This window comes from Pseudomonas xanthosomatis (genome assembly GCF_019139835.1).
In the GTDB taxonomy this organism is placed as follows: domain Bacteria; phylum Pseudomonadota; class Gammaproteobacteria; order Pseudomonadales; family Pseudomonadaceae; genus Aquipseudomonas; species Aquipseudomonas fakonensis.
Map to the genome: position 1 here is coordinate 3,467,910 of NZ_CP077075.1, position 11,057 is coordinate 3,478,966.

General features: G+C 66.4%; 13 protein-coding genes. 8 read left to right on the plus strand and 5 right to left on the minus strand.

Translation table 11 applies throughout. From position 1 onward, the window contains the following. Positions 1-4: 4 nt before the first annotated feature. Both KSS93_RS15555 and KSS93_RS15560 read right to left on the minus strand, forming a co-directional pair. Entirely contained in the window at positions 5-247 is a 243-nt protein-coding gene (locus KSS93_RS15555) for a hypothetical protein (RefSeq protein ID WP_217884879.1), read from the minus strand. Further along, positions 244-984 carry a carbon-nitrogen hydrolase family protein gene (locus KSS93_RS15560; protein ID WP_217884880.1) on the minus strand — a complete coding sequence of 247 codons (741 nt, stop codon included), beginning with the start codon at positions 982-984 and terminating at the stop codon, positions 244-246. The genes KSS93_RS15555 and KSS93_RS15560 overlap by 4 nt, the downstream gene beginning before the upstream one ends. A gap of 98 nt (positions 985-1,082) precedes the next feature. On the opposite strand from KSS93_RS15560, the gene KSS93_RS15565 reads away from it, so the two are divergent. Further along, a complete protein-coding gene (locus KSS93_RS15565; RefSeq protein WP_225917195.1) occupies positions 1,083-1,592 on the plus strand; it encodes a DUF2867 domain-containing protein in 510 nt (169 codons plus the stop codon). Positions 1,593-1,716: 124 nt separating this feature from the next. Next, entirely contained in the window at positions 1,717-2,412 is a 696-nt protein-coding gene (locus tag KSS93_RS15570) for a metallophosphoesterase (RefSeq protein ID WP_217884882.1), read from the plus strand. Here KSS93_RS15570 and KSS93_RS15575 read toward each other — a convergent pair. Beyond that, a complete protein-coding gene (locus KSS93_RS15575; protein ID WP_217884883.1) occupies positions 2,390-3,004 on the minus strand; it encodes a LysE family translocator in 615 nt (204 codons plus the stop codon). The two genes, KSS93_RS15570 and KSS93_RS15575, sit on opposite strands and share 23 nt — an antisense overlap. 246 nt (positions 3,005-3,250) lie before the next feature. Between KSS93_RS15575 and KSS93_RS15580 the strand changes: the two genes are divergently transcribed. The 4 genes from KSS93_RS15580 to KSS93_RS15600 all read left to right on the plus strand — a co-directional run bounded on the left by KSS93_RS15580 (position 3,251) and on the right by KSS93_RS15600 (position 7,167). Further along, complete coding sequence (locus KSS93_RS15580; RefSeq protein WP_217884884.1) at positions 3,251-3,463, plus strand: PLDc N-terminal domain-containing protein; 213 nt, start codon at positions 3,251-3,253, stop codon at positions 3,461-3,463. Positions 3,464-3,532: 69 nt separating this feature from the next. Further along, a complete protein-coding gene (locus KSS93_RS15585; protein ID WP_217884885.1) occupies positions 3,533-3,952 on the plus strand; it encodes a RidA family protein in 420 nt (139 codons plus the stop codon). Positions 3,953-4,021: 69 nt separating this feature from the next. Further along, on the plus strand, positions 4,022-4,522 hold the full coding sequence (locus KSS93_RS15590; protein WP_217884886.1) for a GNAT family N-acetyltransferase: 501 nt from the start codon (positions 4,022-4,024) through the stop codon (positions 4,520-4,522). 146 nt (positions 4,523-4,668) lie between these two features. Then, positions 4,669-7,167, plus strand: a complete 2,499-nt coding sequence (locus KSS93_RS15600) for a sensor domain-containing protein (protein ID WP_225917196.1) — start codon at positions 4,669-4,671, stop codon at positions 7,165-7,167. 62 nt (positions 7,168-7,229) lie between these two features. Here the strand turns inward: KSS93_RS15600 and KSS93_RS15605 are convergent, their stop codons facing one another. Then, positions 7,230-8,129 (minus strand): LysR family transcriptional regulator, encoded by a 900-nt coding sequence (locus tag KSS93_RS15605; protein WP_217884887.1) that lies wholly within the window; start codon positions 8,127-8,129, stop codon positions 7,230-7,232. Between the two features lie 103 nt (positions 8,130-8,232). Between KSS93_RS15605 and nfsB the strand changes: the two genes are divergently transcribed. Then, positions 8,233-8,886, plus strand: coding sequence for an oxygen-insensitive NAD(P)H nitroreductase (gene nfsB / locus KSS93_RS15610; protein WP_217884888.1), 654 nt, complete (start codon positions 8,233-8,235; stop codon positions 8,884-8,886). A 265-nt stretch (positions 8,887-9,151) separates the two neighbouring features. On the opposite strand, the gene KSS93_RS15615 is transcribed toward nfsB, so the two are convergent. Next, positions 9,152-9,943 carry an AraC family transcriptional regulator gene (locus tag KSS93_RS15615; RefSeq protein ID WP_217884889.1) on the minus strand — a complete coding sequence of 264 codons (792 nt, stop codon included), beginning with the start codon at positions 9,941-9,943 and terminating at the stop codon, positions 9,152-9,154. A gap of 83 nt (positions 9,944-10,026) precedes the next feature. On the opposite strand from KSS93_RS15615, the gene KSS93_RS15620 reads away from it, so the two are divergent. Further along, positions 10,027-11,019, plus strand: coding sequence for a bile acid:sodium symporter family protein (locus tag KSS93_RS15620; protein WP_217884890.1), 993 nt, complete (start codon positions 10,027-10,029; stop codon positions 11,017-11,019). The last annotated feature ends 38 nt before the right edge of the window (positions 11,020-11,057 follow it).

Sequence of the window (11,057 nt, forward strand, 5' to 3'; positions counted from 1 at the left end):
CCGCTCAGCCCAACCAGGCGCACAGCAGCATCAGCAGCGCAGCCAGCAGCGTGCCGGCAAACAGGCTGTAGCGCAGGTGAGTACGCCGGGCATGGCTTTGCACTTCGCGCAGGTACTGGCCCGGTGGCGGCGCGTCGGGGCGATGGCGCAGGCCCTCGGCGACGTCGGCCAACTGCCCGCGAATCAGCAGCCCCACCAGGTAATACACCCCGGCGTAGCTGGCCAGGGCCACCAGCAGGTACTTCATGGCGTGAACACCAGCGGGTGGGCCTGGGCGCTGTTGCCGGTGGTATCGAGCAGCAGCAGGCCTTCGTGTTGTTCGCTCAGGCTGGCCAGCAACTGGCCGCTGGCATCCCAGGCTGCCGACTGGCCGGCGCTGACGAAGTTGTCGGCCGGGCCCACGCTGTTGCTCATCAGCACCGGCATTTGCAGTTGCCGCGCCACCTCGGGGTAGTGTTCGTAGCCTTCACCGATGCCTTTGGCGGTCTTGACCACGCTTACCAGGTACAGCTGCGCACCTTGTGCCCGGGCGCGTGCGGCGTGCTCGATGAACATCGATTCGTAGCAAATCGCCGGGGCCAGTTGCAGTTCGCCTGCGCTGAACACCAGCGACTTGTCGCCGGGTATGAAGTAGTCGAATTCATCCGCGTGCAAGCGTTGCTTGGCGTAGATCAGTGCGGGCAAGCCCGGGCGCAGCACCAGCATGCCGATGCGCACGCCGCCCACCGCCGGCAGGGGCAGGCCGATGGCCGCCAGGACACCGAGCCGGTCGCATGCCGCCTGCAAAGGCGCCAGCAGCGTTGCATCGGCCGGGGTGGCCAGTTGCCGGGCCAGCGTGGGCTCGTAGCCGCTCAGGGACAATTCGGGGAATACCACCAGCTCGGCGCCCAGGGCGGCGGCCTGTTCGATGGCTTGCAGGTGGCGGTGCAGGTTGCCGGCCAGGTCGCCTTTGCGCGAGGCCAGTTGTACGGCGCAGAGCTTCACGGTATTCCGTCCTTGGTGCGGGTATGTGGGTGGAGGATACAATCGCAGCCTTCGCCTTCACCAGCAGCAACCCACCGATTCCATGGATGGAGACCGCAATGACCTACACCACGGCCATTCCCGCCGATTCGCTGATCGCCCCCCACGCAGCCCAGGCCGGCTTTCGCCACTGCCGGGCGATCAACCTGGACAGCTGCGCCCAGCCCGCCATGGGCTATTTTCTGCGCTTGATGGGCGCCATGCCGGGCTGGATCGATAACCTGATGGTGCTGCGCAACCGTCTGGTAAGCCGGCTGGGGCTCAAGGACCTGGGCCGCCTCACCGCCATCGACCCGGCCCGTGCACCGGCCAGCTATCAGCCCGGCGAGCGGGTGGGCATCTTCACCTTGCTGGCCAACACCGAGCAGGAAGTGCTGCTGGCTGACTGCGACCGCCACCTGGACGTGCATATTGCGCTGCTGCGTAGGGTGGGGCCCGACGGCCAGTGCCAGGTGCTGGTCAGCACCGTGGTGCGCACCCACAACCTGCTGGGGCGGTTGTACATGCTGCCGGTGGCGCCGTTCCACCGGCTGATTGCGCCCATCGCCCTGCGCCGCCTGCGCAATTGAGCCCGGCAAGCGCTGCTCGGTGTGTGCGCCGGAGGTACCCTGTGCCATGCTGTCGAATGCCTGCATCATCAGTACCGTACAGGTGTGTGCAGTACTGCCGGGGCCGCCGCAGAGGAACCATGCAATGAGCCGCTATCGGCGCGTAGCCGCCAACACCCAAGGCCGCGACCTGGCCGTGGGGGATATTCACGGGCACTTCCGGCGCTTGCAGGCGTGCCTGGACAGCGTCGGGTTCGACCCGGCCGTCGACCGCCTGTTCAGCGTGGGCGACCTGGTCGACCGCGGGCCACACAGCCCCGAGGCCCTGCACTGGCTGGCCCAGCCGTGGTTCCACGCGGTGCAGGGCAACCACGAGTCGCTCGCCATCAGCCACCTGTGCGGTGGCCGGGTGGACCTTGCCATGTACCGGGCGGCTGGGGGCAGTTGGTTTCTCGACCTGCCTGCTGACCAGCAAGAGCCTTTCGTCGAAGCTTTCTTGAACATGCCCATCGCACTGGAGGTGGCCACACCTGATGGGCCGGTGGGCCTGCTGCACGCCGACAGCCCGTTCAGCAGTTGGGAGCAACTGCGCGATAGCCTGCTGTATGACGACGACCCGGCCGCGAGGGAGATTTGCCAATGGTCGCGGCGGCGCCTGAAAGAAGGCGACACCGCGCCGGTGGAGGGTGTGCGCGCCGTGCTGGTGGGGCATACCCCGGTGCTGGCGGTGAAGGTGCTGGGTAACGTCTGGCACCTGGACACCGGCGGCTGGAGCAGCGGCTGCTTCAGCCTGCTCGACCTCGCGACCTTGCAGGTGCTCAGCCCAGCGCCAGGCGCATGAGCATGCCGCCGGCCAGCAGCATCAACAGCACCCCGGATGCCCGCTCGAGCCAGGGCAGCACCTGGCCGAAGCGGCGCAACACCCGCTGGTTGCCGATGGCCAGCGCCACCAGCAGGTCCCAGGCCAGCACTGCGGTGAACATCCAGCAGCCGTACAGCAGCTTCAACCAGGCGGGGCTGGCGGCCACCAGGCTGGCCAGGCTGGCGTAAAACAGCGCGTTTTTCGGGTTTAGCACGCCCGAGGCGAAGCCCATGCCCAGGCTCGCCAGCCAGCCGCTGGCGGTTGTGCTTGCGCCGGCCTGGGTGAGGCTGTTGCGCCCGGCGTGGCGCAAGAACAACTGGCCGACGTACAGCAGGTAGGCGCAGCCGGCCAGTTGCAGGGCGATGAACAGCGCGCTGCCGTCACGCAAGATCGACACCCCGGTGAACGCCGCACAGATGAACGCGCCGTTGGCCAGGGCGATGCCCAGGCAGGCGCCGCTGGCCACGCGCCAACCGGCGTTGGCCGAAGTGCGGGCAACCAGGAAGAAGTCGGGGCCGGGGGAGAGCAGGGCCAGAAAGTGCGCGGCGGCGATAAGCAGAAATTGATCCATTGGAGGCTTTCTTGTGCAGGGAAAGCCGCAGTGTGTTGCGGGCGCGGTTGGGCGGTATTGAAGAATATTGCAGCAGGGCCCCGGCAATCTTGCATGATGGCGAAATTCTGGGGCCGCGTTGCGGCCCATTCGCGGCGCAAGGCCGCTCCTGCAGAGAGTGTGTTGAGCACCTGCCACAACGCAATCGGTTTGAACCCTTGCCCCGCAGCACAGCCCAACCCTGTACATGCCAACGGGAGAGTGCTCATGGAAATTGGAACGATCTGGCTTTTCGTCGCCCTGGTGGTCATCGCCCTGGAGATCTTCGCCATCTGGCAGATCATCGGCAGCGACCGGCGCGCCGAGCGCAAGATGCTGTGGGTGGTGTTCGTCGTCTATGCACCGTTCCCCGGCCTGCTGTTCTGGGCCTGGCGCGGGCCGCGGGCGGTGAGGGGGCGGGCGGTGCTGCAGGAAAAATGACCCGGCCCTTGACCTTGAGTTAACCCAAGGTTTGATACTCGGCGCTCTTTCACCTGATGGAGCGCCCGCATGACCCAACCCGCCGCCTTCACCCTGTACAACCCCGAAGGGCTATACGACCCGAGCCCGAATGCCTATTCCCATGTCGCCGAGGTGCGCGCCGGCAGCCGTTTGCTGTCCATCGCCGGGCAGGGCGGTGAAGACGCCAGCGGGCAACTGCCGGGCGATTTCGAGGCCCAGGCGCGTCAGGCCCTGGCCAACCTGCAAACCGCGCTGGCGGCCCGGGGCGCAAAACTTGCCGATGTGTACAAGCTCACCCTGCTGATCGTCGACCACAGCCAGGCCCGCCTGCAGCAGTGGACTGCGCTGGCCAACCAGGCCTGGGCCGGCGCCATGGCCCCGACCTGCACATTGATCCCGGTACCGCGCCTGGCGCTGGACGGCATGCTGGTCGAAATCGACGCCCTCGCGGCGTTGCCGGGCGCCTGACCCGCTGCCCATTGGTGGGGCGCAGCCGCAGCGCTACAATCGCGCCCCCGCCACTTGCCCGAGCCCGCCATGCCAGCCCCCATCGAACTGCTCAAGACCACCCCCGAGCAGGCGGACCTGATCCGCAACCTCTACCAGTTCTACGCCTACGAAGGCTCGGACCTCGAGCAGGAGGACGTCGATGTGGAGGGTCGGTTCTATATCCACGAGCCGCACCTGCAGCGCTACTGGCAGTCGCCCGGCTGGGGCGCCTACCTGGTGCTGGTCGATGACTTCATTGCAGGCTTCGTGCTGATCGAGCGCAGCGAGCTGCCGGGCATCGACGCCCTGGAGCTGGCCGACCTGTTCATCCTCAAGCGCTTTCGCCGCCAAGGCGTGGGCAGCGCCGTGGCCGGGCAGTTTCTCGGCGATGGCAACCACCACTGGTTGCTGCGTTGCCACGGCGCTGATGCGCCGGCCGTGGCGTTTTGCCAGGCGCTGCTGGCCAAGGTGCCACGGGCGGTCGAAGAAATCGCCCTGGGCGATGAGCCGCAGTTGCGCAATTTCATGGTGGGTGGCACCCGGCATTGACTTCGCGCATGGAAAATTCGTGACAGAGCGCACAAAAACCGTTCATCAGACGGCATAATGCCAGTATTTCGCGGTTCCGGGCCGGCCCGACACAGGGGGTTCGGATGCTTTCCTTTTCGTGCGTTTCGCGTGCTCAGGTAAACCCCATGTCGCTAGCTGCAAGCCCCGATGTGATGTACCGGCTGTTGATCCAGAGCGTGGCGGACTACGCCATCTACCTGCTCACCCCCGAAGGTATCGTCGCCAACTGGAACCCCGGGGCGCAGCGGGCCAAGGGCTATAGCGCCGAAGAGATCGTCGGCCAGCACTATTCGCTGTTCTACCCCGAGCACGAGCGCGCCGCCGGGTTGCCGGCCAAAAACCTGGAGCAGGCCCTGGCCAACGGGCGTTTCGAGGAGCACGGCTGGCGCCTGCGCAAGGACGGTTCGCAGTTTCGCGCCCATGTGGTGATCGAGGCGGTGCGCGACGACGCCGGGCAACTGGTGGGCTTTGCCAAGATCACCCGCGACTGCACCGAGCAATACCGCGCGCAACTGGCCCAGCGCGAGCAGGAGCGGCACTTCCGCCTGCTGGTGCAGGGTGTGCGTGACTATGCCATCTACATGCTCGACAACCACGGCCATGTGGTGAACTGGAACGCCGGGGCCGAGCGTGCCAAGGGCTACCGCACCGATGAAATCGTCGGCCAGCATTTTTCGGTGTTCTACACCGACGATGACCGTCAGGCCGGCCTGCCGGCGCTCAGCCTTGCCACCGCGCGGGTCGAGGGGCGCTTTCAAGCTGAAGGCATCCGCCAGCGCAAGGACGGCTCGCACTTCTGGACCAGCGTGGTGATCGAGCCGATCCGCGACGAAGAGAGCGGCCAGTTGATCGGTTTCGCCAAGATCACCCGGGACATTTCCGAGCGCCGCCAGCAGCAGCAAGAGCTGCTCAAAGCCAAGGAGCTGGCCGAGCAGTACAGCCAGGAGATGACCGCCCTGTCGCAGTTCCTCGACTCGGTGATCGCCAACATTCCCGCCAGCGTGATCGTGCAAGACCTGCAAACCCGGCAGATTCTGCTGGCCAACCAGCAGGCCGAGCGGCTGTTCGGCGGCCAGGGCGCCAGCATGATCGGCAAGTTGCCAGGCCAGGGCCTGGCCCCGGCCGCCGCCGACTACCTCGAGCAGCAACTGGCCCGCGGCGCGCGCAGCGCCAAGGGCTATGGCGCCGAGACAAGGGTGGACACCGCCATCGGCCCGCGCACCCTGCGCAGCCGCGCCATGCTCTGCCAGAACCGCGAGGGCCAGGCCGACTACGTGCTGTTCGTCGCTGAAGACGCCACCGAGGAGCTGGCCGCCCACGCGCAGATCCACCACATGGCCCACCACGACGCGCTGACCGGCCTGCCCAACCGCACGCTGTTCCACGAGCGCCTCAAGCAGGCGCTGTTGCGCGGCGAAGACAACGACAAGCTCACCGCTGCGCTGTGCCTGGACCTGGACAACTTCAAGAACATCAACGACACCCTCGGCCATGCCTTCGGCGACAAGCTGCTGCGTGCCCTGGGCAAGCGCCTGCGCCGCGAGCTGCGCGAGCACGACACCCTGGCCCGGCTGGGCGGTGACGAGTTCGCCGTGGTGCTAGTTGGCCTGGACAGCCGCGACGCCGCGCGCAACACCGCCAAGCGCCTGATCGAGGCGATGTGCCCGCCGTTTCGTATCGAAGGCCACCAGTTCACCGTGGGGGTGAGCATCGGCGTTGCCATCGCCCCGGGCGATCACGAGCAGGCCGAGCAGTTGCTCGGTTACGCCGACATGGCCCTGTACGAGGCCAAGCGCAATGGCCGCAACCGCTTCGAGTGCTTCCACGTCGAGCTGGATGTCGCCGCGCGCCAGCGCCGCCTGGTCGAGACCGACCTGCGCACCGCGCTGCACCTGGGCCAGTTGCAGCTGCACTACCAGCCGGTGATCGACCCGCAGAGCAACAGCGTCACCGGCTACGAGGCGCTGATGCGCTGGCAGCACCCGGGGCGCGGCATGATCATGCCGATGGACTTCATCCCCATCGCCGAGGAAACCGGGCTGATCCACGAGCTCGGTGCCCGCGCGCTGAACCTGGCCTGCCAGGAAGCGGCCAGCTGGGGCACCGACCAGACCGTGTCGGTGAACCTGTCGCCGGTGCAGTTCAAGAACGCAAGCCTGGTGCACACCGTGGCCCTGGCGTTGTCCGACTCGGGGCTGCCGGCCAGCCGCCTGGAGCTGGAAATCACCGAGTCGGTGCTGCTGGGCAACAGCGAAGAAAACGTGCGCACGCTGCGGGCGTTGAAGGACCTGGGGGTGTCGATTTCGCTGGATGATTTCGGCACGGGGTATTCGTCGCTGGGTTACCTGCGATCGTTCCCGTTCGACCGCATCAAGATCGACAAGTCGTTCGTCCACGACATGTGCGACAGCCGCGAGGCGATGTCGATCATCCGCGCCATCACCGAGCTATCGAACAGCCTGATGATCAAGACCACCGCCGAAGGGGTGGAGTCGGCCGAGCAGATGCAGCGGCTGATGGCCGAGGGCTGCTCGAACTTCCAGGGTTACTTGTACGGCCGCCCGGTGCCGGCCAGCGAGCGTTTGAAGCAGGTCGCGCCGTTAAAGCCGGGGCGGCCGCTGTAAACAGAGCACCCTGACACGGCCGCTCCTACAGGTGTCTGCCAAGCCAACAGGACCGCCGCCCGCTACAACAACCCCACCGGCCGCAACCCCTCGAACCGCTCGCGCAACCAGCCATGCAACTGCGACACCGCCGGCGTCAGTTGCTTGCGGTGCGGGCACACCAGGGTCACCGGGGTCGGCTCGCCGGCGTGTTCGGGCAGCAGCACTTCGAGTTCGCCTGCGGCGATGTTGGCGCTGACATCGAGCCACGACTTGTACACGATGCCTTCGCCCTCCAGCGCCCAGCGCCGCACCACGTCGGCATCGTCGCTGACCAGGGGCCCGCGTACCTGTACGGTGCGGTTGCCCAGGCGCCACTTGTCGTACACCCGGCCCTGTTGCAGGTACAGCAGGCAGTCATGCTGCTGCAGCGCCTCGAGCGTTTGCGGGCGGCCGTGGCGGGCCAGGTAGTCCGGTGAAGCCACCACCACGCGGCGGTTCCAGGGCGCCAGGGGCAGGGCGATGTAGTTGCCGTCCGCAATCACCCCGTAGCGGATCGCCACATCCACCGGGTCGCGGTACAGGTCGGCCAACTGGTCAGAGAGGAAAAACCGCAGGTTCAAGCCCGGGTGCGCGCGGCGAAAGGCGCTGAGCCACGGGCGCAGCAGGTTGCGGCCCATGTCCGACGGCGCCGCCACCTGCAGCACGCCGCGCAGCTGGCTGTGGCTGCCGTGCAGGTCTTCACGGCCCTGGCGTAGCGTTTCGAGCACGCGCTGGGCGGTGGGCAGGTACAGCTCGCCCTCGGCGGTCAGGCGCAGGCTGCGGGTGGTGCGGGCGAACAGGCGCACGTCCAGCTCGCGCTCCAGGCGCTTGATCGCCGCCGCCACCTGGCCGGGCAGCAGGTCGGCCTCGTGGGCTGCCGCAGTGAAACTGCCCAGTGCGCTGGCGCGGGTGAACAGTTCCAGGTCGGTGATCCGCAGCATTTTCACTCCAGGGATGAAAGTGTTGCTGCATTGTGCGGGTTTTTCTTTGTTGCCGGGAAGATAAGATGCGCCTCATTACACGATCCCACAGGAGTTACCCTCGATGGACACCGTTGCCCTGGCCAAGCGCCGCTACACCACCAAAGCCTACGACGCCAGCCGCCGTATCCCCCAGGCCACCATCGACGCGCTGCTCGAGCAACTGCGCCACAGCCCGTCCTCGGTCAACTCCCAGCCTTGGCACTTCATCGTCGCCGACACCCCGGAAGGCAAGGCGCGCCTGGCCAAGAGCACCGAGGTAGGGTTTGCCTACAACACCGCGAAGATTCTCAACGCCTCCCACGTGGTGGTGTTCGCTGCGCGTACCGACATGACCGACAGCCACCTGCAGGCGCTGCTGGACCAGGAAGATAAAGACGGCCGCTACCGCAACGAGCAGGCCAAGGCCGGCCAGGACCAGACCCGGCGCTTCTACGCCGACCTGCACCGCTACGACAACAAGGACCTGCAGCATTGGATGGAGAAGCAGGTGTACCTGGCCCTGGGGACCGCGCTGCTGGGCGCTGCGGCTTACGGCCTGGACGCCACCCCGATCGAAGGCTTCGACTTCAAGCTGATGGACGCAGAACTGGGCCTGCGCGAGCGCGGTTTCACCAGCGTGGTGGTATTGGCCCTTGGCTACCGCAGCGAGGATGACTTCAACGCAGGCCTGGGCAAATCGCGCTTGCCGGCTGAGCAGGTGTTCACCTTCCTCTGATCTTGGCCCCGGCACTGCCCGGCGCAGCTGGAACATGGCGTCAACGTTCACTGTGGGCAGGCACCGGCTGCGCCGGTGTTCGCGGGCAAGCCCGCTCCTACAGGGATCGCGCCAGCTTTCAGCAATTGAGCAAGGCAGTTGTTCCAGCAGGTGTAGCGCTTGGTTGCGGTTCTGCACGGTCCTGTGGGAGCGGGCTTGCCCGCGAAGCAGGCGGCGCGGTGTTTGGGACCGGCTGCGCCGGCGTTAACGGTTTTGGGAGTCACCGTCAGGCGTTGAAGAAGTCCCCGGGCGTCACGCCGAACTGCTCGCGAAACGCGGCAATGAACGCCGACGTCGACTGATACCCGGCACTCAACGCCACCTCGGTCACGGCCACGCCCTGGCCCAAGGCCTCCAGCGCACCCAGCAGGCGCATGCGCTGGCGCCAGTGGCGAAAGCTCAGCCCGGTTTCGCGCAGCAGAATGCGCCGCAAGGTCTTCTCCGATGCCCCCAGCAGTTCGCCCCACTCGGCCAGGGTACGGTTGTCGTCCGGCGCGTCCTGCAGCTGCCGGCACAGCTGCAGCACCCGCGCATCCTGCGGCAAGGGCAGCGACAGGCTTACCTCGCGGGCCGCACGCAACTGGTCCACCAGCACCATCGCCAGGCGGCCGTCCTCGCCGGCCTCGTCGTACTCGGTGGGGCATTGCGCAAACTGCTTGATCAGCTCATGGGTCAGCGGCGTCACTTCGATTACCCGGCAGTGGCCATGGGCGTCATCGAACAGCTGCGGGTCGAGGTACAGGCCACGCATTTCGGTATTGGCGAAGCTGAACACTTCGTGGTCCATGCCCGGCGGCATCCACACCGCGCGTTGCGGCGGGGCGACGAAGCTGCCGGTGGGGGTGTGCACGTGCAGCACACCAGAAATCGCATAGGACAACTGCACCCACGGGTGGCGGTGCATGGGTGTGCGTTCCGGGCGCAGCAGCGATTCGGTGCGGGCAAACACCGGGCGCGGCAGGGCGTGCAGGGCGGGGACAATCCGCTCATGCACGCCAGCTTGTCCACTTATCGACATTTATTGCCCTCATTGCGTTAGCCGGTTACCGCGAACAAGGCTAAGGTAGGCCAGCCAGTAAAACAACACAGGATATTTCAGCCATGGCCCGATCGCGGTTCTTGCCAGACAACTTCACCTTGACCTTGATTGCCGTGGTGGCCATCGCCACCGTGCTGCCGGCGCGCGACGAGGTGGCGGTGGCGTTCGACTGGATCACCAACATCGCCATCGGCCTGCTGTTCTTCCTGCACGGCGCCAAGCTGTCGCGTGAGGCGGTGTATGCCGGTGCCGGGCATTGGCGCCTGCACCTGCTGGTGTTCGTCTGCACCTTCGTGCTGTTCCCGCTGATTGGCCTTGCGCTCAAGCCGGTGCTGCAGCCGCTGGTGGGCAACGAGCTGTACCTGGGCTTCCTGTACCTGTGCGCGCTGCCGGCCACGGTGCAGTCGGCCATCGCCTTCACTTCGCTGGCCCGCGGCAACGTGCCGGCGGCCATCTGCAGCGCGGCGGCCTCAAGCCTGGTAGGTATCTTCGTCACACCAATGCTGGTGGCATTGCTGATGGGCGTGCACGGTGACAGCGGCTCTACGCTTGAGGCTATCCGCAAGATCAGCCTGCAACTGCTGGTGCCCTTCGTGGCCGGGCAGATTGCGCGGCGCTGGATCGGTGACTGGGTAGGGCGCAACAAGGCTTGGCTGAAGTTCGTCGACCAGGGTTCGATCCTGCTGGTGGTGTACTCGGCCTTTGGCGCGGCGGTAATCGGCGGGCTGTGGCAGCAGGTACCGCCGGCCACCCTGGCGCTGATCGTGGTGGGTTGCTGCGTGGTGCTGGCCTTGTCGCTGGGGATTACTGCGCTGCTGGGCAAGTGGCTGGGCTTTAATATCGAGGACCGCATCACCATCCTGTTCTGCGGCTCGAAAAAGAGCCTGGCGACCGGGGTGCCCATGGCCCAGGTGCTGTTTGCCGGCAGCACCATCGGCTTGCTGATCTTGCCGCTGATGATCTTCCACCAGATCCAGCTGATGGTGTGTGCGGCGCTGGCGCAGCGCTATGCGCGCCGGCCTGAGGTTGAGAGTGAGCGGGCGGCGGCGGTGTAGGCGGGCGCCTCTTGTGTTCGGCCTCCTGGCGTCTAGGC